Raw genomic sequence first — 21,529 nt, forward strand, 5'->3', positions numbered from 1 at the left:
CGTTATTTTGCCATATCCCCGGCGGAACATAGCGGCATAAATCAACAAACCGACGTCCGGCTTACTCCATTATTGGTGTCATCAATACGCCATTAGCTGCCTTAAATCAAAAATTGTCGCCTGGGGGTTAATTAAAATCCCAGCTCGTTAACAATTTTGCGATCGCTTCGATCGTCAACAGCAGGAAACATTATGGAGCTGCTCTGCCCTGCCGGAAACCTTCCGGCGCTTAAGGCGGCCATCGAAAATGGGGCCGACGCGGTCTACATCGGGCTAAAGGATGACACCAACGCCCGCCATTTTGCTGGCCTAAACTTTACGGAGAAAAAGCTTCAGGAAGCCGTTACCTTCGTTCACCAGCATCGCCGCAAGCTGCATATCGCCATTAACACCTTCGCCCATCCTGACGGCTACGCCCGCTGGCAGCATGCGGTCGATATGGCGGCGCAGCTGGGTGCCGATGCGCTGATCCTGGCCGACCTCGCCATGCTTGAGTATGCGGCAGAACGCTACCCGCATATTGAGCGCCACGTCTCCGTTCAGGCCTCCGCCACGAACGAAGAGGCCGTGCGTTTTTATCACCGTCATTTTGACGTGGCCCGCGTGGTGCTCCCACGCGTACTCTCCATTCACCAGGTGAAGCAGCTCGCGCGCGTCACGCCCGTTCCGCTGGAAATCTTCGCCTTTGGCAGCCTGTGCATCATGGCCGAAGGCCGTTGCTATCTCTCGTCCTATTTAACCGGCGAATCGCCTAACACCGTTGGGGCGTGCTCGCCTGCCCGCTTTGTTCGCTGGCAGCAAACGCCGCAGGGGCTGGAGTCGCGCCTGAACGACGTGCTGATCGACCGCTATCAGGACGGCGAAAACGCGGGCTACCCTACCCTGTGCAAAGGCCGCTACCTGGTGGACGGCGAGCGCTATCACGCGCTGGAAGAGCCGACCAGCCTTAACACCCTGGAGCTTTTGCCGGAGCTGCTGGCCGCCAACATCGCGTCGGTGAAAATTGAAGGACGCCAGCGCAGCCCGGCCTACGTAAGCCAGGTGGCGAAAGTGTGGCGTCAGGCGATCGACCGCTGCATGGCCGACCCGCAGAACTACGCCGCGCAGCCCGCGTGGATGGAGACGCTGGGCGCCATGTCTGAAGGCACCCAAACCACGCTCGGCGCGTATCACCGTAAATGGCAGTGAGATAACCATGAAATATTCATTAGGGCCGGTGCTGTACTACTGGCCAAAAGAGACGCTGGAAGACTTTTACCAGCAGGCGGCCACCAGCAGCGCCGACGTGATTTATCTCGGCGAGGCCGTGTGCAGCAAGCGCCGCGCCACCAAAGTGGGCGACTGGCTGGATATGGCGAAAAGCCTGGCGGGAAGCGGCAAGCAGGTGGTGCTCTCGACGCTCGCGCTGGTACAGGCCTCTTCCGAGCTGGGCGAGCTGAAGCGCTACGTTGAGAACGGCGAGTTCCTCCTGGAAGCGAGCGATCTCGGCGTAGTGAACCTGTGCGCCGAACGCAATCTGCCGTTCGTCGCGGGGCATGCGCTAAACTGCTACAACGCGGTTACGCTGCGCCTGCTGCTGAAGCAGGGCATGACGCGCTGGTGCATGCCGGTCGAACTCTCCCGCGACTGGCTCGTTAACCTGCTGGACCAGTGCGAAACGCTGGGCATCCGCGATCGGTTTGAGGTAGAAGTGCTGAGCTACGGTCATCTTCCGCTGGCCTACTCTGCCCGCTGCTTTACCGCGCGTTCCGAAGATCGCCCGAAAGACGAGTGCGAGACCTGCTGCATTAAGTATCCGAACGGGCGCAGCATGCTGTCGCAGGAGAACCAGCAGGTGTTTGTGCTAAACGGCATTCAGACCATGAGCGGCTATGTTTACAACCTGGGCAACGAGCTGGCGTCGATGGACGGCCTGGTGGACGTGGTGCGCTTATCCCCGCTGGATAATAGCGTGTTTGCGATGCTTGACGCCTTCCGCGCTAACGAAAATGGGGCGGCACCGCTGCCGTTAACCGCCAACAGCGACTGTAACGGCTACTGGAAACGCCTCGCCGGGTTAGAATTACAGGCGTAAAAAAAGCTCACTTTGTTAACAGCGTGTTTGCATTTTTAATGCACTATTAAAGATACGCTGTCGACAAAGTGAGCTGCTATGACTGATAAAACCATTCCATTCTCGGTGCTGGACCTGGCGCCGATCCCTCAGGGCTCCTCGGCTCGAGACGCCTTTTCAAACTCTCTCGATCTCGCTCAACTGGTCGAAAAGCGCGGCTATCACCGCTACTGGCTGGCGGAGCACCACAACATGGTGGGCATCGCCAGCGCCGCAACCTCGGTGCTGATCGGCTATCTGGCCGCAAACACCACGACGCTTCACCTCGGCTCCGGCGGCGTAATGCTGCCGAACCACGCTCCGCTGGTAATTGCCGAACAGTTCGGCACCCTGAATACGCTCTACCCTGGCCGTATCGATCTTGGACTTGGCCGCGCGCCGGGCAGCGATCAGCCGACTATGCGTGCGCTGCGTCGACATATGAGCGGCGATATCGATAACTTCCCGCGCGACGTGGCGGAGCTGGTGGACTGGTTCGACGCGCGCGATCCTAACCCGCACGTGCGCCCGGTGCCGGGCTACGGTGAGAAGATCCCGGTGTGGCTGCTGGGTTCCAGCCTGTATAGCGCGCAGCTTGCCGCCCAGCTTGGGCTGCCGTTTGCGTTTGCCTCGCACTTCGCGCCGGATATGCTGCACCAGGCGCTGCATCTGTACCGTACCCACTTCAATCCGTCCGCGCGGCTGGAGAAGCCGTACGCGATGGTGTGTATCAATATCATTGCCGCCGACAGCAACCGCGATGCGGAATTCCTGTTCACCTCAATGCAGCAGGCGTTCATGAAGCTGCGCCGCGGCGAGACGGGCCAGCTGCCGCCGCCGGTGGAAAATATGCATCAGCTGTGGTCTGCGTCAGAGCAGTATGGCGTGCAGCAGGCGCTGAGCATGTCCCTGGTCGGTGATAAGACAAAAGTGCGTCACGGGCTGGAAGCGGTGCTGCGCGAGACGCAGGCGGACGAAATTATGGTTAACGGCCAGATTTTCGATCATCAGGCGCGCCTGCACTCGTTCGATCTGGCGATGCAGGTGAAAGAGGAGTTGGTGGGGTAGTTTTTGCTTTTCTCCCTCTCCCTGTGGAAGAGGGAGAGGGGTTTAAACCGCACGTTTTACTGATACACAGGCAGCAGATTGAAACTCGACAGCACGTGTACCACCGCGTTGCCGATGCCGAACACCAGTATCAGCACAATCATCGGCTTACCGCCCCAGACGCGGAACGTCGGGCTACCGAAGCGTTTACGCGACTTTCGCGCCAGCAGCGCCGGCACAACGGCAGCCCAGACTGTGGCGGCCAGTCCTGCATAGCCGATGGCATACAGGAAGCCGTTCGGCCACAGCAGGCCCCCTAAAATCGGCGGCAGGAAGGTCAATAGCGCGGTTTTGAAGCGGCCCAGCGCGGAATCATCAAAGCCAAACAGATCGGCAAGATAGTCAAACAGGCCGAGCGTCACGCCGAGGAAAGAGCTCGCCACCGCAAAGTTGGAGAACACCACCAGCAGTAAATCCAGGCTGCGGCTGTTCAGCACGCCGCTCAGCGCCTGCACCAGCACATCAATGTTGCCACCCTTCTGCGCTATGCCGATAAATGCCGGACGCGGGATGTTGCCCATCGTCCCCAGCAGCCAAATCACATACAGCCCCAGCGCCAGCAGCGTGCCGTAGACCAGGCATTTCACAATGGTGCGCGGGTCTTTACCATAGTATTTCATCAGGCTCGGCACGTTGCCGTGGTAGCCGAACGACGCCAGACAGAACGGCAGGGTCATCAGCAGGTACGGCGTGTAAGAGGCGTTGGTCTCCGCCACGTTGAACAGCGTGGTCGGCGTGACGTGCCCCAGCAGGCTGCCGAAGGTCAGGAAGAAGGTAATCACCTTGGCGCCCAGCACGATCGCCGTCATGCGGCTGACCGCTTTGGTGCTCATCCAGACAATAAACGCCACGCCCAGCGCGAAGCATAGCCCGGCCAGACGCGCAGGGACGTTCAGCGACATCTCCGAGAAGGTGTGGTGCAGAATCGAGCCGCTCGCCGAGATATAGGCGTAGGTCAGAATGTAGAGCACAAACGCGATGGATATGCCGTTAATCAGATTCCAGCGTTTGCCCAGCAGGTCTTTTGTGATGGTGTCGAAGCTTGAGCCAATGCGGTAGTTCAGGTTGGCTTCGAGGATCATCAGCCCGGAATGCAGCATGCAGAACCAGGTAAAGACCAGCGCCGCCAGCGACCAGAAGAACCACGCCCCGGACATGACCACGGGCAGGGAGAACATCCCAGCACCAATGATGGTTCCGCCGATAATCACCACGCCGCCAAGCAGCGAAGGTGACGTTTGGGTGGTGGTAAGTGTCGCCATACAGCCTTTTCTCCAGTCAATAATGCGGTGACGCATGTTAATGTGCAGCACTGTACCAGTACAAGAGTACAAAAGAAATAAAAAAAGCCCCGATAGCGTTTATCGGGGCTGTATATTTTACTTTACGTCAGAAGCGTAAGGCTTACGCGTCACCGAAACGACGACGGCTGGTGCCTTCTTCGCGACGCGGGCCGCGGTTTTCACGGCGTTCGCCGGAGAAACGACGACCTTCTCCACCGCGACCTTCGCTGCGACCGCCTTCACGACGCTCGCCACCGAAGCTGCGGCCACCGCCACGACGTTCGCCACCGCGGTCAGGACGCGGCTGCGCATCGCCCATCAGCTGCATGTTCATCGGCTTGTTCAGGATGCGGGTGCGGGTAAAGTGCTGCAGAACCTCGCCCGGCATGCCTTTTGGCAGCTCAATGGTAGAGTGGGATGCGAACAGCTTGATGTTACCGATGTAACGGCTGCTGATGTCGCCTTCGTTAGCGATCGCGCCAACGATATGACGCACTTCAACGCCATCATCACGGCCCACTTCAATGCGGTACAGTTCCATATCGCCAGCGTCACGACGCTCGCGACGTGGACGGTCTTCACCACCACGCTCTGGACGGTCACCGCGCGGGCCACGGTCGTTACGGTCGCCACGACGTTCGAAACGATCGTCACGGTCACGGAACTCACGCTTAGGACGCATCGGCGCATCTGGTGGCACGATCAGGCTACGTTCGCCCTGCGCCATTTTCAGCAGTGCTGCGGCCAGAGTTTCCATGTCCAGCTCTTCGCCTTCAGCGGTTGGCTGAATCTGCGACAGCAGCGCACGGTACTGGTCCAGATCGCTGCTTTCCAGCTGCTGCTGTACTTTCGCGGCGAATTTCTCCAGGCGGCGTTTGCCCAGCAGCTCTGCGTTTGGCAGGTCGGCTTCCGGAATGGTCAGCTTCATGGTGCGTTCGATGTTACGCAGCAGACGACGCTCGCGGTTCTCAACGAACAGCAGCGCACGACCCGCACGGCCCGCACGACCGGTACGACCGATACGGTGAACGTAAGATTCGGAATCCATTGGGATGTCGTAGTTCACAACCAGGCTGATACGCTCAACGTCCAGACCACGTGCTGCCACGTCGGTTGCAATCAGGATATCCAGACGACCGTCTTTCAGACGCTCCAGAGTCTGCTCGCGCAGGGCCTGGTTCATGTCGCCGTTCAGCGCTGCGCTGTTGTAGCCGCTACGCTCCAGGGCTTCAGCCACTTCCAGAGTCGCGTTTTTGGTACGAACGAAGATAATCGCCGCATCAAAATCTTCCGCTTCCAGGAAACGAACCAGCGCTTCGTTTTTGCGCATGCCGTACACAGACCAGTAGCTCTGGCTGATGTCAGGACGCGTGGTAACGCTGGACTGAATGCGCACTTCCTGCGGCTCTTTCATGAAGCGGCGGGTAATGCGGCGAATCGCTTCTGGCATGGTGGCAGAGAACAGAGCGGTCTGATGACCTTCTGGGATCTGCGCCATGATGGTTTCTACGTCTTCGATGAAGCCCATACGCAGCATTTCATCTGCTTCATCCAGTACCAGACCGCTCAGCTTAGAGAGGTCCAGAGTACCGCGCTTCAGGTGATCCAGCAGACGACCCGGCGTACCGACAACGATCTGTGGGCCCTGGCGCAGGGCGCGTAACTGCACGTCATAACGCTGGCCGCCGTACAGGGCTACCACGTTTACGCCGCGCATATGTTTAGAAAATTCCGTCATTGCTTCGCCAACCTGAACAGCCAGTTCACGGGTTGGAGCCAGGACGAGGATCTGCGGAGCACGCAGGTCCGGATCAATGTTGTTCAGCAGCGGCAGCGAGAACGCCGCAGTTTTACCGCTACCAGTCTGGGCCATGCCCAGCACGTCACGACCAGAAAGCAGGTGTGGGATACACTCAGCCTGGATCGGAGATGGTTTTTCGTAACCCAGATCGTTAAGGGCTTCAAGGATAGGAGCCTTCAGGCCCAGATCTGCAAAAGTGGTTTCGAATTCAGCCATGTAGTACAAGTGCCTCGATATTAATGGCGGCCAGTCTACTTAGCTCATCGTGAAAATGATTAGCAATTTTCATTGAAAAGTGTGAACCGGCTCAAAGTAGGTGTATTGACGAACAACAACGCCCTCACCAGTTAAGGTGATGGCAATCAAAAGATTACGGGCTGATGTCTATGTCGTCAGCTATTGCTGGTCCGATTCTGCCAGGTCGTCTTGCTCCTGGCCCAAGAGCGATAATTCCAACAATGCATAACGGTGCTCAACGAAGTTGTGTACGTTGTTAGCAACCGCTAATTTGAACAGTGCCGTGGCGCTGTCCATATCCCCCAGACTTAGGTAGTACTTACCTAAATAGAAGTTGGTTTCACTGAGATGCTCAGCGAGCGAGGTGTTATCCGTTGCGTCCGCCTTGAGGCGTTCCATCAGCGTTGCTTCGCTAATGTTCCCCAGGTAGAACTCGACAATGTTCCATCCCCACTGTTCCTTGTCCGATTTGTCGAAGCGCTGCTTCAGTGCCTCTTTTGCCTGCTTCTCATTAAGCTTCTGCTCAACGATATAAAGCCACAGGCTGCGGAAAGGATCGTTAGGATCGTCTTGATAAAACGCCAGCAGATCATCTTGCGCTAACTTATCACGACCGCCGTAGTACAATGCGATACCGCGATTCAAGTGCGCGTAGTTGTAAGTTGGATCAAGCTCAAGTACAGAATCAAACGCTTCATAGGCAGCATCAAAATTGCCTGCCTGCGTTAAATAAATGCCTAAGTAATTGAATACTTCAGGCATATCAGGTCGAATTGCCAGCGCTTGTGAGAAATCATTCCGCGCTAATGCCCTCAGACCGAGACTATCATACAACACTCCGCGCTCATATAAAAGCTGTGCGCGTTCGTCATCGGTTAAAGCCCGACTGGCAAGAATTTGTTCCATGCGTGCCAGAATCACTTCCTGCTGTAGTGTCGGTTGCAAAGGCACTGCGAGGACTTCGCTCTTACGCCAGGCAGAGTTGCTGCATCCTGCCAGCGTTAAAGCTGTCGCAACGAAACACCAGCGCAAAAAAGGCTTCATTTCCCACTCCCGAAGACAACAATTGGATGAACGTCCTGTCCCCCGGCGGCTTAACAAGGCGTCCTGCCTGATAATAGGCCCTCCGCCGAAGCAGAGGGCAAATGGCAACTTACTCGCCCTGCTGTTCTGCGGCCGGTGCTTCTGGCGCAGCAGCTGACTGAGTCTGCTCGGTTGCTTCTTTGATGCTCAGACGGATACGGCCCTGGCGGTCAACTTCCAGAACTTTAACCGGAACTTCCTGACCCATCTGCAGGTAATCGGTCACTTTCTCAACACGCTTGTCAGCGATCTGAGAAATGTGGACCAGACCTTCTTTACCGCCACCGATGGCAACGAACGCGCCAAAGTCAACGATACGGGTCACTTTACCATTGTAGATACGGCCCACTTCGATTTCTGCGGTGATCTCTTCGATACGACGGATAGCGTATTTCGCTTTTTCGCCGTCGGTCGCTGCGATCTTCACAGTGCCGTCATCTTCGATTTCGATGGTAGTGCCAGTTTCTTCGGTCAGCGCACGGATCACAGAACCGCCCTTACCGATAACGTCTTTGATCTTGTCTGGGCTGATCTTAATGGTGTGGATACGCGGTGCGAACTGGGAAATGTCACCACGCGGCGCGTTAATCGCCTGTTCCATCACGCCCAGGATGTGCAGACGTGCACCTTTAGCCTGGTTCAGCGCAACCTGCATGATCTCTTTGGTGATACCTTCAATTTTGATATCCATCTGCAGCGCAGAGATACCGTCGCGGGAACCCGCCACTTTGAAGTCCATATCGCCCAGGTGATCTTCATCGCCCAGGATGTCAGACAGAACAACGAAGTTGTCGCCTTCTTTCACCAGACCCATCGCGATACCCGCAACGGCGGCTTTGATTGGCACGCCAGCGTCCATCAGAGCCAGAGAAGCACCGCACACGGAAGCCATTGATGAAGAACCGTTGGATTCGGTGATTTCAGACACCACACGTACGGTGTACGGGAACTTATCAGCTTCCGGCATAACGGCCAGTACGCCGCGTTTCGCCAGACGACCGTGACCAATTTCACGACGCTTCGGCGAGCCAACCATACCGGTTTCCCCTACGGAATACGGAGGGAAGTTGTAGTGGAACAGGAAGCTGTCGGTGCGCTCGCCCATCAGTTCGTCGATGTTCTGTGCGTCACGTGCGGTACCCAGAGTCGCGGTAACCAGCGCCTGCGTTTCACCACGGGTGAACAGCGCAGAACCGTGAGTACGCGGCAGTACGCCAGTACGTACGTCCAGACCACGGATCATGTCTTTTTCACGGCCATCGATACGCGGCTCGCCGGACAGTACGCGGCTACGCACAACGTTTTTCTCGATTGCGTGCAGGATTTCGCCAATCTCGTTAGCGTCCAGCGCTTCATCTTCAGCAACCAGGGTTGCAGTCACTTCAGATTTGATCGCGTCAACCTGAGCGTAACGCTCCTGTTTGTCGGTGATGCGGTACGCATCGCTCAGACGAGATTCTGCCAGTGCAGCAACGCGTGCGTTCAGCGCATCGTTTGCCGCTTCAGGCTGCCAGTCCCAGCGTGGTTTACCGGCTTCTTTCACCAGGTCGTTAATGTTCTGAATAACGATCTGCTGCTGCTCGTGGCCGAAGACAACGGCACCCAGCATCTGGTCTTCGCTCAGCAGTTCAGCTTCGGATTCAACCATCAGAACAGCTGCTTCGGTACCGGCAACCACCAGGTCCAGCTTACTTTCTTTCAGCTCTTCCTGAGTTGGGTTCAGCACGTACTGGTCGTTGATGTAACCTACGCGCGCCGCACCGATTGGGCCATTGAATGGGATACCAGACAGTGACAGAGCAGCAGAAGCACCGATCATTGCCACGATGTCCGGGTTAACCTGTGGGTTAACGGAAACAACGGTTGCGATAACCTGCACTTCGTTTACGAAGCCTTCCGGGAACAGCGGACGAACCGGGCGGTCAATCAGACGCGCGATCAGGGTTTCGCCTTCGCTTGGACGGCCTTCACGACGGAAGAAGCCACCCGGGATTTTACCGGCAGCGTAGGTACGCTCCTGGTAGTTAACGGTCAGAGGGAAGAAGTCCTGACCTGGTTTTGCTTTTTTCTGGCCAACAACGGTAACGAATACCGCAGTGTCATCCATGCTTACCATAACGGCAGCGGTCGCCTGACGCGCCATCATGCCGGTTTCCAGCGTGACGGTGTGCTGACCATACTGGAATTTACGAACGATCGGATTCAGCAAAATTCTGTCCTTTCTTAAATGAATGACAGCACACCACCGGTGTGCTGACGATTTAACCCGATCTTCTTCGCATCCTCGCGACTAATGACAACCAACACCCCCATGGGTGAAGCCTCTCATTAGCCGCGCGAACCTCTGCAATGAAGATCATTTATAGCAACAATACAATAGTTTCCATTGAATTGCTGCCGTCTGGTTGAAAAAAGGGGCCATCAGGCCCCCTTTTCTGAAACTCGCAAAACTTAGCGACGCAGACCCAGACGCTCGATCAGCGCGGTGTAGCGCGCAACATCTTTACGCTTCAGGTAGTCGAGCAGTTTACGACGCTGGGAAACCATGCGCAGCAGACCACGACGGCTGTGGTGATCTTTTTTGTGCTCAGAGAAGTGACCCTGCAGGTGGTTGATCTGTGCAGTCAGCAGAGCAACCTGAACATCGGTAGAACCGGTGTCGTTCGCGTCACGACCAAACTCAGAAACGATTTTAGCTGTAGCTTCAGTACTTAGAGACATTTTAAAACTCCAAAGTAATAAGAATGAAGGGATGCCGATCTCTAATTCAGCATTCCCAATGTGCACGCTCCGTCGATTGTTAAACAATTTTCGGAACGTTAAGCGGCAATATTCTACTCGTCTCCCCTGCTTACCGCAAGGTGAGCCGTTAAGCAGGATACTCCACTACCAGACGACGCGGTGCCACGCGGCCCTCGCCGTCCATTTCGCCCATCCCGATGAACTTACCGTCCTCACCTTCGGTGACGCGGACGAGGCCGTTTTGCGGCGCATCGGCGGTGCGAACCGGGTTTCCGTTCTTAAAGTACACGGACGAGGTTAAAGGAAGATTAACGATCGGAAAGTCCGCTGCCGGACTGTCCATCGGCATCAGTAAAGGGTCCAGCAGATCGGCCGGCGCGATCCCTTGCTCTTCAGCCTGTTCAACCAGCTCACGAAGATGCTCCAGCGTGACCATACGCTCTACCGGATATTTACTGACGGCCAGGCGGCGCAGGTAAATCACGTGCGCGCCGCAGCCCAGCTTTTCGCCCAGGTCATCGATGATGGTGCGAATGTAGGTTCCTTTCGAACAGTGAACCTCCAGTTCAAGCTCATCACCTTCGTGGCGAATAAAGAGCAGCTCATATACGGTAATCGGGCGAGCTTCGCGCGGCACCTCGATTCCCTGGCGCGCATATTCGTACAGCTTCTTGCCCTGGTATTTCAGCGCCGAATACATCGACGGCACCTGCTGCGTATCTCCGCGGAAGCTTTCCAGCGCGGCGTCGAGCTGTTCCACGCTGAAGGTTACCGGACGCTCTTCGACCACCTGACCGTCAGCATCGGACGTATCCGTGCGCTGGCCAAGCTTCGCGATAACGCGGTAGCGCTTATCGGAGTCGAGCAGATACTGGGAAAACTTCGTCGCCTCACCCAGACAGACGGGCAGCATGCCCGTCGCCAGCGGATCCAGCGCGCCGGTGTGTCCCGCGCGGTTGGCGTTGTAAATGCGCTTCACTTTTTGCAGCACGTCGTTGCTGGATGCACCCTGGGGTTTATCCAGCAGCAGCACGCCGTGCACGTCGCGACCGCGACGACGAGGACGACTCATTAGTCCTCCTTGCTGTCGTCCGCTGGGTTAACACGACGCTCATCGTCATGTTTCACCACGCTGGTCACCAGGTTGGACATACGCATACCTTCAACCAGCGAGTTGTCGTAGAAGAAGGTCAGTTCCGGCACGATACGCAGGCGCATCGCCTTACCGAGCAGAGAGCGGATAAATCCGGAGGCTTCCTGCAGGGCTTTGATACCGTTTTTAACGGCTTCTTCGTCTTTATCGTTCAGGAACGTCACGAATACCTTGGCGTAGGCCAGGTCACGGGACATTTCTACGCCGGATACCGTCGTCATCATGCCGACGCGTGGGTCTTTGATTTCACGCTGCAGGATGAGCGCAATTTCTTTTTGCATCTCTTGCGCCACGCGCTGCGGGCGACCAAATTCTTTCGCCATAATAAATTCTCCAGACAAAAAAGGGGCTAAAGGCCCCTTTTGAAATGATTGCCGGGTGGCGCTTCGCTAACCCGGCCCACAACGTGGATTAATCGATGCTGCGTTGAATCTCAATGATTTCGAACACTTCGATCATATCGCCAACGCGAACGTCGTTGTAGTTCTTCACGCCGATACCACATTCCATGCCGTTACGGACTTCGTTAACGTCATCTTTGAAGCGGCGCAGGGATTCCAGCTCGCCTTCGTAGATAACCACGTTGTCACGCAGTACGCGGATTGGGTTGTGACGCTTGATGTTGCCTTCGGTAACCATACAGCCGGCAATCGCACCAAATTTCGGTGATTTGAACACGTCACGAACTTCAGCCAGACCAATGATCTGCTGTTTCAGTTCCGGAGACAGCATGCCGCTCATCGCTGCTTTCACTTCGTCGATCAGGTTATAGATGACGGAGTAGTAACGCAGATCCAGGCTTTCCGCTTCGATCACGCGGCGAGCAGAGGCATCAGCACGCACGTTGAAGCCAACCAGAATCGCGTTGGACGCAGCAGCCAGGGTGGCGTCGGTTTCGGTGATACCACCTACGCCGGAACCGATGATCTTCACTTTCACTTCGTCCGTAGACAGCTTCAGCAAGGAGTCGGAGATCGCTTCCACAGAACCCTGAACGTCAGCTTTCAGAACGATGTTCACTTCGTGAACTTCGCCTTCAGCCATGTTCGCAAACATGTTCTCAAGCTTAGATTTCTGCTGGCGAGCCAGTTTAACTTCACGGAATTTGCCCTGACGGTACAGTGCAACTTCACGCGCTTTCTTCTCGTCACGCACGACGGTCACTTCATCACCAGCAGCCGGAACGCCGGACAGACCGAGGATTTCCACCGGAATGGATGGACCCGCTTCCAGCACTTCCTGACCCAGTTCGTTACGCATCGCACGCACGCGGCCATATTCGAAGCCACACAGAACGATATCGCCTTTGTTCAGCGTACCTTCACGGACCAGCACGGTTGCAACCGGACCACGACCTTTATCCAGGAAGGATTCGATAACCGCACCGCTCGCCATACCTTTACGCACCGCTTTCAGCTCCAGAACTTCAGCCTGCAGCAGGATGGCGTTCAGAAGGTCGTCGATACCGGTACCGGCTTTAGCAGAAACAGGGATGAACTGCGCTTCGCCGCCCCACTCTTCCGGCATAACGCCGTACTGAGACAGTTCGTTTTTAACGCGGTCCAGATCGGCTTCTGGCTTATCAATTTTGTTGACTGCAACAACCAGAGGCACCTGCGCCGCTTTCGCGTGCTGGATAGCTTCGATGGTCTGCGGCATCACGCCGTCGTCTGCTGCAACAACCAGAACAACGATATCCGTTGCCTGAGCACCACGAGCACGCATAGAGGTAAACGCGGCGTGGCCTGGGGTATCCAGGAAGGTGATCATGCCGTTGTCAGTTTCTACGTGGTATGCACCAATGTGCTGGGTAATACCACCCGCTTCGCCGGATGCCACTTTCGTGGAACGAATGTAGTCGAGCAGAGACGTTTTACCGTGGTCAACGTGACCCATGATGGTCACAACCGGTGCACGCGGTTCAGCCGCTGCGCCAGTGTCACGGTCGCTCATTACCGCTTCTTCCAGCTCGTTTTCACGACGCAGGATAACCTTGTGGCCCATCTCTTCGGCAACCAGCTGCGCGGTTTCCTGATCGATGACCTGGTTGATGGTGGCCATTGCGCCCAGTTTCATCATCGCTTTGATGACCTGAGAACCTTTAACCGCCATCTTGTTCGCCAGATCGCCAACGGTGATGGTTTCGCCAATCACAACGTCACGGTTAACGGCCTGCGCTGGCTTCTGGAAGCCCTGCTGCAGAGCGGAACCTTTACGCTTACCGCCTTTACCACCGCGAACGGCCGCACGTGCTTCTTCACGGTCAGCTTTAGATTCAGCGTGCTTGTTGCCTTTTTTCGCTGGACGCGCAGCTTTCGTGCTGCGAGTACGGCCACGGCCGCCTTCAACTTCACGGTCGTTGTCGTCTTCAGCCTGACGGGCATGCTGAGAAGTGGTCACGTGGTAATCGCTGGTGTCTTCAGTCGGCTCAGCGGTATTCACGCCATTCTTCTCATTTTCTTCTGCCATACGACGCGCTTCTTCAGCGACGCGACGCGCTTCTTCTTCAAGCTTGCGGCGTGCTTCTTCTTCCGCTTTACGCTTCAGCTCGGCAGCTTCATTTTCACGGCGGGCTTTTTCAGCCTGGGCGGTTTTTGTCATTTCGTCGGTCTGTTGATTGCTCACTTTGTCTTTTTCCGCAGCGTCACGCTTCGCCTTATCACCGGCATCGCGTTTCGCTTTTTCTGCGGCCTCACGTTCAGCTTTTAATTCTGCTTCACGCTTGGCAGTTGCTTCTGCCTCACGCTGAGCTTGTTCTTCCGCTTCACGCTGTGCCTGCTCTTCCGCGGCAAGGCGTTCTGCCTCTTGCGGATCACGTTTTACAAAGGTGCGTGTCTTGCGGACTTCAATTTGTACCGACTTACTTTTTCCACCGGTACCCGGGATATTTAACGTGCTGCGCGTTTTGCGCTGCAGCGTTAATTTGTCAGGCGTAGAACCGTGTTCACGGTTCAGGTGCGCTAACAAGGTTTGTTTTTCTTGCGCGGTCACCGAGTCTTCAGCGGACTTCGGGATCCCTGCATCAGCAAATTGCTGTACCAGGCGGTCCACGGAGGTCTGAATCTCAGCAGCCAGCGATTTTACAGTTACATCAGTCATGCTGTTCCTTCCTGCTACAGTTTATTACGCTTCGTCGCCGAACCAGCAAATATTACGTGCGGCCATGATGAGCTCGCCGGCTTTCTCGTCGGTTAAACCTTCGATATCAGCCAGGTCATCAACGCCTTGCTCAGCGAGATCTTCCAGCGTACAAACACCACGGGCAGCCAGCTTGAACGCAATCGCACGATCAAGACCTTCCAGATTCAGCAGGTCATCAGCCGGCTTGTTATCGCCAAGGCTTTCTTCCTGAGCCAGCGCCAGGGTGGTCAGTGCGTTTTTAGCGCGTTCACGCAGGGCTTCAACGGTTGGTTCATCCAGACCGTCAATTTCCAGCAGCTCTTTCATTGGCACGTAGGCCAGTTCTTCCAGCGTAGAGAAACCTTCTTCAACCAGAACGGTGGCGAAATCTTCGTCAATGTCCAGGTATTTGGTGAAGGTATCAATCGCGGCATGGGCTTCCGCCTGATGCTTAGCCTGCAGGTCGTCAACGGTCATGACGTTGAGTTCCCAGCCGCTCAGCTGTGACGCCAGACGTACGTTCTGACCGTTACGGCCGATCGCCTGCGCCAGGTTGCCCGCTTCAACAGCGATGTCCATGGTGTGCTTGTCTTCGTCAACAACGATAGACGCTACATCCGCTGGAGCCATTGCATTAATGACAAACTGCGCCGGGTTATCGTCCCACAGAACGATATCAATACGCTCGCCGCCCAGCTCGGTAGAAACCGCCTGAACGCGCGCACCGCGCATACCGACGCAAGCACCGACCGGGTCGATACGCTTGTCGTTCGTTTTCACCGCGATTTTCGCACGAGATCCTGGATCGCGCGCAGCCGCTTTGATTTCAATAACTTCTTCGCCGATTTCCGGTACTTCGATACGGAAGAGCTCAATCAGCATTTCGGGTTTAGCACGGGTGACGAACAGCTGCGCACCACGCGCTTCAGGGCGAACGGCATACAGAACGCCGCGAATACGGTCGCCCGGGCGGAAGTTTTCACGCGGCAGCATGTCTTCACGCTGAATCACCGCTTCAGCGCTTCCCGGCATCCCTTCGGATTTCAGTTCCAGAGAGATATTGTCGCGGTTCACTTTTTTCACCACGCCGGTGACGATTTCGCCTTCCTGATCGCGGAACTGATCGACAACCAGCGCGCGCTCGGCTTCACGGACTTTCTGAACGATAACCTGTTTCGCGGTCTGCGTGGTGATACGGTCAAAGGTGACAGATTCAATCTGATCTTCAACGTACTCGCCAACGTTCAGGCTTTCGTCTTCGAAACGCGCTGCTTCCAACGTGATCTCTTTGGTCGGCTGGGTCACTTCTTCTACGATAACCCAGCGACGGAATGTATCGAAGTCACCGCTTTTACGATCGATTTCTACGCGAACATCGATCTCTTGTTCATATTTTTTCTTGGTTGCTGTAGCCAGTGCACTTTCCAGCGCTTCGAAAATCTTCTCACGCGGCAGTGATTTCTCATTGGAGACGGCTTCAACAACAGCCAAAATTTCTTTGTTCATCGCGGGCTTTTCACCTCAATCCAGACTGTTAAAAGTGGGGAACCAGGTTCGCCTTCTGGATATTACTCAGCGCGAACACTTCATCTTTGCCTTCGACTGTTAACGTGATCATTTCACCATCAACGGCTTTGATTATTCCCTGCCATTTACGGCGGTTCTGTACGGCCATACGCAGAACGAGAGCCACTTCTTCACCGGTAAAGCGCACATAGTGCTCGGCCGTGAACATCGGACGATCGAGGCCAGGTGAGGAAACTTCCAGGTTGTACGCAACGGTAATTGGGTCTTCAACATCAAGAACCGCACTCACCTGGTGGCTAACATCAGCACAATCATCAACATTGATGCCATCTTCACTATCAATATAGATGCGCAGCGTCGATGTACGGCCGCGAACAAATTCGATGCCGACCAGTTCGTAGCCCAGTGCTTCGACTGGTGCAGTAATCATCTCTGTTAATTTTTGCTCTAATGTGGACAAGCCCACCCCCAAGACATAAAAAAAGGGCGTAAAGCCCAGTTATTCTGTAGTCAGATAACAAAAAACCCCGATAAATCGGGGCTTTAGATAACTGAACCCTATAGCCACAACTGTGGCCTGGAGCACTCTCCGTAAGCATTTTTTCAAATCCAGCTACGAAGGCTCAACGTCTTCACAGTATATTTGAAAAAGAACTTAATGGGAAAGTGGTTGCGGGGGCCGGATTTGAACCGACGACCTTCGGGTTATGAGCCCGACGAGCTACCAGGCTGCTCCACCCCGCGCCTGAAACGTGGCAAATTCTACGCGTTTTGGTCAGAATTTGCAAATAATGCTGGGATTTGGTACCGAAGACGGGACGTTAAATCGGCGTTCAGTATATTGATAGTGCCCCCTCTCTGTCAACCCAACTTCCGGGAGAGTAAACAGAGGGAAATTTTTACAAAAAACGCACGAGTCTCTTTCGGTCATCGATAAAAGATGATTAAATGAATACTCACTTATTTTGCATAAACATGCATCGAGAGCGAAAGCGGTCTCTTATCAGTCAATCAAGCAGGGTTTTAATTTATGACGACGATTCTCAAGCATCTCCCGGTTGGACAACGTATTGGCATCGCTTTTTCTGGCGGCCTGGATACCAGCGCTGCACTGCTGTGGATGCGCCAAAAGGGAGCGGTTCCTTATGCATATACTGCGAACCTGGGTCAGCCGGATGAGGACGATTATGACGCCATTCCTCGTCGTGCCATGGAGTATGGCGCAGAGAACGCGCGCTTGATTGATTGCCGTAAGCAGCTGGTTGCCGAAGGCATTGCGGCTATTCAGTGCGGTGCGTTCCATAACACCACCGGCGGCCTGACCTATTTCAACACCACGCCGCTGGGCCGTGCGGTAACGGGCACCATGCTGGTTGCGGCAATGAAAGAAGATGGCGTGAATATCTGGGGCGACGGCAGCACCTATAAAGGCAATGATATTGAACGTTTCTATCGTTACGGCCTGCTGACCAACGCCGAGCTGCAAATTTACAAGCCGTGGCTGGATACTGACTTCATCGACGAGCTGGGTGGCCGTCATGAGATGTCTGAATTTATGATTGCCTGCGGCTTCGACTACAAGATGTCCGTCGAGAAAGCGTACTCTACGGACTCCAACATGCTGGGTGCGACGCACGAGGCAAAAGATCTCGAGTTCCTCAACTCCAGCGTGAAGATCGTTAACCCGATCATGGGCGTGAAGTTCTGGGATGAAAACGTCAAAATTCAGGCGGAAGAAGTCACCGTGCGTTTCGAACGCGGTCACCCGGTTGCGCTGAACGGCAAAACCTTCGCTGACGACGTTGAACTGATGCTGGAAGCTAACCGCATCGGCGGCCGCCACGGTCTGGGCATGAGCGACCAGATCGAAAACCGTATTATTGAAGCGAAGAGCCGCGGCATCTACGAAGCCCCGGGAATGGCACTCCTGCACATTGCCTACGAGCGTCTGCTGACCGGTATTCACAACGAAGATACCATCGAGCAGTATCACTCTCACGGCCGCCAGTTGGGCAAGCTGCTGTATCAGGGCCGCTGGTTCGATCCACAGGCGCTGATGCTGCGTGATGCGCTGCAGCGCTGGGTGGCAAGCGCGATTACCGGTGAAGTGACGCTGGAACTGCGTCGCGGTAACGACTACTCCATTCTGAATACGGTGTCGGACAACCTGACCTACAAGGCAGAGCGCCTGACGATGGAGAAAGGTGATTCAGTATTTTCTCCGGATGACCGTATTGGCCAGCTGACCATGCGTAACCTGGACATCACCGATACCCGTGAGAAGCTTTTCAACTATGTTGAAAACGGCCTGCTCTCTGCCAGCTCCGGTAACGGCCTTCCGCAGGTTGAAAACCTGGAACATAGCGATAAGAAGTAATCGCTAATGTGAAGTGTAAAAGGCGTCCGATGGACGCCTTTTTTATTGGGTATTTCGTAGGCCCGGTAAGCGCAGCGCTACCCCCCCTACTAAAGATCGAAAACACACCATATACAGACGAAAAAAAAGACGTCTTTCGACGTCTTTTTTCTGGAATATTGGTACCGAGGATGGGACTCGAACCCACAAGCCCGTTAGGGCACTACCACCTCAAGGTAGCGTGTCTACCAATTCCACCACCTCGGTACAGATACTTAGTGTGGGATATCGCTGGTCGGCTTAGCCGGTGCAGCTGGCTGAGTTTGCTCAGTTTTCGCTGGCGCGCTCAGATTTTCCCACTCGCTTCCTTTGCTGGTCTTGTTGCTGTTGATATTGCCAAGCACCAGACTGATGATGAAGAACAGCGTAGCCAGAATCGCCGTTGTGCGGGTCATGAAGTTCGCAGAACCACTTGAACCAAACAGCGTACCGGAAGCGCCTGCTCCGAAAGAGGCTCCCATATCAGCGCCTTTACCTTGCTGCAGCATGATCAGCGCTACGAGAGCGATGGCTACAATAAGGAAAATAACTAAAAGAGCTTCGTACATAATCAACCTGTTCCTTGCGGATTTGCCGCATACCAATGCTTCGACCAATTAGCAGGATTTCGTGTTTCCCACTGAAGCGGGTGTGAATACTAACCAAAGCGAATCACCTTCGCAAGGGCATTTTTGACGCATTGTATCAACTGCGGAAAAAAACAGCAAAAAGCCATTAAATGCTTAAAAATAAGGCGGCAAGCGCCGCCTTTTTAAACACTTAAAATGAAAACTTATGCAGCTTTTACCGCATCGGCAATGCGATGCGCTAATTCTGTCACCTGCGCTTCATCCTCACCCTCAACCATGACGCGGATGAGGGGCTCGGTGCCTGACTTGCGCAGCAGAACGCGCCCGCGTGAACCCAGCGTAGCTTCGACATCCGCCATCACTGCCTTCACATTTGCATCTTCCAGCGGATCGCCTTTGCCAGCGGTAAAGCGCACGTTAACCAGAATTTGCGGGAACATCTTCATGCCGCTGCACAGATCGTGCAGGCTCATGTGGTTGCGCGCCATCGCCGCGACAACCTGAAGGCCCGCCACAATGCCGTCACCGGTGGTGGTTTTATCAAGCAGGATCACGTGGCCCGAGTTTTCCGCGCCGATGCGCCAGCCCTTCTCCTGAAGTTTTTCCAGCACGTAGCGGTCACCCACTTTCGCACGGACAAACGGGATGCCGAGCTGTTTCAGCGCCAGCTCAAGGCCCATGTTGCTCATCAACGTGCCGACAGCACCGCCGCGCAGCTGGCCCTGACGCAGCCCTTCACGCGCAATGATATAGAGGATCTGATCGCCATCGACCTTATTTCCCTCATGGTCAACCATGATCACGCGGTCCCCGTCGCCGTCCAGGGCGATCCCCAGATCGGCTTTTTCCGCCAGCACGCGCGCCTGAAGTGCGCGAACGTCGGTTGCGCCCACTTCTTCGTTGATATTCAGGCCATCCGGCTCGCAGCCAATGGTAATCACTTTTGCGCCCAGCTCGCGGAACACGTTAGGGGCGATGTGGTAGGTCGCGCCGTTTGCGCAGTCCACCACAATTTTCAGGTGGGCAAGGCTAAGCTCGTTCGGGAAAGTCCCTTTGCAAAATTCAATATAACGGCCTGCCGCATCGACGATACGATTGGCTTTCCCCAGTTCGGCGGAATCGACGCAGGTAATCTCTTTTTCCATCTCGGCTTCAATGGCCTCTTCAACTTCGTCCGGCAGCTTGGTGCCGTCGATGGAGAAGAATTTAATACCGTTATCATAGAACGGGTTGTGAGAAGCTGAGATGACAATGCCCGCTTCGGCGCGGAAAGTGCGTGTCAAATACGCCACGGCAGGCGTTGGCATTGGGCCGGTAAACGAAGCGGAAAGGCCTGCCGCGGCCAGGCCCGCTTCCAGCGCGGACTCCAGCATATAGCCTGAAATGCGGGTGTCTTTACCAATGATAATCTTACGCGATCCGTGACGTGCCAAAACCTTGCCCGCAGCCCAGCCGAGCTTCAGAACGAAATCAGGGGTGATCGGAGCATCGCCTACGCGCCCACGGATACCATCGGTACCAAAATATTTACGATTACTCATAGCGTTTGTTTTCCTTCGCAGCCAGCGTGGCTTCCACCACGCGCATGGCTTCTACTGTTTCTTTGACGTCATGGACACGGATAATGTGTGCTCCCTGCATCGCCGCAATCACCGCACAGGCCAGGCTCCCGCTCAGGCGTTCGCCTGGCCCGACGTTCAGCAACTGCCCAATCATCGACTTTCTCGACATCCCCACCAGCAGCGGCAGACCGAAATGATGAAATTCTGACAGGCGCGCAAGCAGCTCATAGTTGTGAGAGAGATTTTTACCGAAACCGAATCCCGGGTCGAGCAGCAATTTCTCTTTTGGGATACCAGCACGCTCGCAGCGTGCAATATGGTCAATAAAGAAGCGATTTACGTCGGTGAAGACATCAGCATACTTTGGCGCTTCCTGCATAGTTTTGGGCTGCCCCTGCATGTGCATCAGGCAAACCGGCAGCCCGGTCTCCGCAGCTGCCTCAAGGGCGCCGGGCTCGGTGAGAGAGCGAATGTCGTTTATGATGTGAGCACCCACTCTCGCCACCTCACGAATCACTTCCGGTTTGGACGTATCGACAGAAATCCACACCTCAAACCGCTGTGCGATAGCTTCAACCACAGGCACCACGCGGGCCAACTCTTCTTCCACAGAAACTTCCGCCGCGCCTGGACGCGTTGATTCGCCGCCAACATCGATAATGGTGGCGCCCGCGTTGATCATTAAATTAGCGTGCTTAACCGCCTCGATGAGCGTGTTATGCGTGCCGCCGTCAGAAAATGAATCAGGCGTAACGTTCAGGATACCCATCACATGGGGATGTGAGAGATCGAGATGCGAATCCTGGGCGAATAGTTTCATGGCAAAATCCCTGGTAA

At 55.2% G+C, this 21,529-nt stretch carries 18 protein-coding genes and 2 tRNA genes; 4 read left to right on the forward strand and 16 right to left on the reverse strand.

Annotated elements, in window-relative coordinates; translation table 11 throughout:
- The first annotated feature begins 192 nt into the window (after positions 1-192).
- The 3 genes from DBY73_RS09290 (at position 193) to DBY73_RS09300 (ending at position 3,160) form a co-directional block, all read left to right on the forward strand.
- Positions 193-1,188, forward strand: a complete 996-nt coding sequence (locus tag DBY73_RS09290) for a peptidase U32 family protein (RefSeq protein WP_112010877.1) — start codon at positions 193-195, stop codon at positions 1,186-1,188.
- 7 nt (positions 1,189-1,195) lie between these two features.
- Positions 1,196-2,074, forward strand: a complete 879-nt coding sequence (locus tag DBY73_RS09295; RefSeq protein WP_112010878.1) for a U32 family peptidase — start codon at positions 1,196-1,198, stop codon at positions 2,072-2,074.
- A 78-nt stretch (positions 2,075-2,152) separates the two neighbouring features.
- Positions 2,153-3,160 (forward strand): luciferase-like monooxygenase, encoded by a 1,008-nt coding sequence (locus DBY73_RS09300; protein WP_112010879.1) that lies wholly within the window; start codon positions 2,153-2,155, stop codon positions 3,158-3,160.
- A gap of 56 nt (positions 3,161-3,216) precedes the next feature.
- On the opposite strand, the gene mtr is transcribed toward DBY73_RS09300, so the two are convergent.
- The 12 genes from mtr to DBY73_RS09360 form a co-directional block, all read right to left on the reverse strand.
- The gene (gene mtr / locus DBY73_RS09305; protein ID WP_112010880.1) at positions 3,217-4,461 is read right to left on the reverse strand and encodes a tryptophan permease; all 1,245 of its coding nucleotides are present in this window, start codon (positions 4,459-4,461) and stop codon (positions 3,217-3,219) included.
- 142 nt (positions 4,462-4,603) lie between these two features.
- Positions 4,604-6,499 (reverse strand): DEAD/DEAH family ATP-dependent RNA helicase, encoded by a 1,896-nt coding sequence (locus tag DBY73_RS09310; RefSeq protein ID WP_112010881.1) that lies wholly within the window; start codon positions 6,497-6,499, stop codon positions 4,604-4,606.
- A complete protein-coding gene (gene yrbN, locus DBY73_RS09315) occupies positions 6,492-6,572 on the reverse strand; it encodes a protein YrbN (RefSeq protein ID WP_097397692.1) in 81 nt (26 codons plus the stop codon). Before yrbN ends, DBY73_RS09310 begins: the two co-directional genes overlap by 8 nt.
- Positions 6,573-6,679: 107 nt before the next feature.
- Positions 6,680-7,564, reverse strand: coding sequence for a lipoprotein NlpI (nlpI, locus tag DBY73_RS09320; protein ID WP_112010882.1), 885 nt, complete (start codon positions 7,562-7,564; stop codon positions 6,680-6,682).
- Between the two features lie 109 nt (positions 7,565-7,673).
- Complete coding sequence (pnp, locus tag DBY73_RS09325; RefSeq protein WP_112010883.1) at positions 7,674-9,812, reverse strand: polyribonucleotide nucleotidyltransferase; 2,139 nt, start codon at positions 9,810-9,812, stop codon at positions 7,674-7,676.
- Between the two features lie 242 nt (positions 9,813-10,054).
- Positions 10,055-10,324, reverse strand: coding sequence for a 30S ribosomal protein S15 (rpsO, locus tag DBY73_RS09330; protein ID WP_096755535.1), 270 nt, complete (start codon positions 10,322-10,324; stop codon positions 10,055-10,057).
- A 148-nt stretch (positions 10,325-10,472) separates the two neighbouring features.
- Positions 10,473-11,417 (reverse strand): tRNA pseudouridine(55) synthase TruB, encoded by a 945-nt coding sequence (truB, locus tag DBY73_RS09335; RefSeq protein WP_112010884.1) that lies wholly within the window; start codon positions 11,415-11,417, stop codon positions 10,473-10,475.
- Complete coding sequence (gene rbfA / locus DBY73_RS09340) at positions 11,417-11,821, reverse strand: 30S ribosome-binding factor RbfA (RefSeq protein ID WP_112010885.1); 405 nt, start codon at positions 11,819-11,821, stop codon at positions 11,417-11,419. Before rbfA ends, truB begins: the two co-directional genes overlap by 1 nt.
- Positions 11,822-11,909: 88 nt before the next feature.
- Positions 11,910-14,597, reverse strand: a complete 2,688-nt coding sequence (gene infB, locus DBY73_RS09345) for a translation initiation factor IF-2 (RefSeq protein WP_112010886.1) — start codon at positions 14,595-14,597, stop codon at positions 11,910-11,912.
- 24 nt (positions 14,598-14,621) lie between these two features.
- Positions 14,622-16,124 carry a transcription termination factor NusA gene (gene nusA / locus DBY73_RS09350; protein ID WP_112010887.1) on the reverse strand — a complete coding sequence of 501 codons (1,503 nt, stop codon included), beginning with the start codon at positions 16,122-16,124 and terminating at the stop codon, positions 14,622-14,624.
- A gap of 28 nt (positions 16,125-16,152) precedes the next feature.
- Complete coding sequence (rimP, locus tag DBY73_RS09355) at positions 16,153-16,605, reverse strand: ribosome maturation factor RimP (RefSeq protein ID WP_146745759.1); 453 nt, start codon at positions 16,603-16,605, stop codon at positions 16,153-16,155.
- Between the two features lie 207 nt (positions 16,606-16,812).
- Positions 16,813-16,889, reverse strand: a tRNA-Met gene (locus DBY73_RS09360).
- A 286-nt stretch (positions 16,890-17,175) separates the two neighbouring features.
- On the opposite strand from DBY73_RS09360, the gene argG reads away from it, so the two are divergent.
- Complete coding sequence (argG, locus tag DBY73_RS09365; protein ID WP_112010889.1) at positions 17,176-18,522, forward strand: argininosuccinate synthase; 1,347 nt, start codon at positions 17,176-17,178, stop codon at positions 18,520-18,522.
- Between the two features lie 159 nt (positions 18,523-18,681).
- On the opposite strand, the gene DBY73_RS09370 is transcribed toward argG, so the two are convergent.
- From DBY73_RS09370 to folP, 4 genes are all read right to left on the reverse strand, one after another.
- Positions 18,682-18,768 (reverse strand) — tRNA-Leu (locus DBY73_RS09370).
- A gap of 8 nt (positions 18,769-18,776) precedes the next feature.
- A complete protein-coding gene (gene secG, locus DBY73_RS09375) occupies positions 18,777-19,109 on the reverse strand; it encodes a preprotein translocase subunit SecG (protein WP_023333590.1) in 333 nt (110 codons plus the stop codon).
- 224 nt (positions 19,110-19,333) lie between these two features.
- Positions 19,334-20,671: a phosphoglucosamine mutase gene (gene glmM / locus DBY73_RS09380; protein WP_112010890.1), complete on the reverse strand. Its 1,338-nt coding sequence runs from the start codon at positions 20,669-20,671 to the stop codon at positions 19,334-19,336.
- On the reverse strand, positions 20,664-21,512 hold the full coding sequence (gene folP / locus DBY73_RS09385) for a dihydropteroate synthase (RefSeq protein WP_112010891.1): 849 nt from the start codon (positions 21,510-21,512) through the stop codon (positions 20,664-20,666). Before folP ends, glmM begins: the two co-directional genes overlap by 8 nt.
- Between the last annotated feature and the right edge of the window lie 17 nt (positions 21,513-21,529).

The sequence above is a fragment of the Enterobacter sp. RIT418 genome (assembly GCF_003057745.1).
Taxonomy (GTDB): Bacteria; Pseudomonadota; Gammaproteobacteria; order Enterobacterales; family Enterobacteriaceae; genus Enterobacter.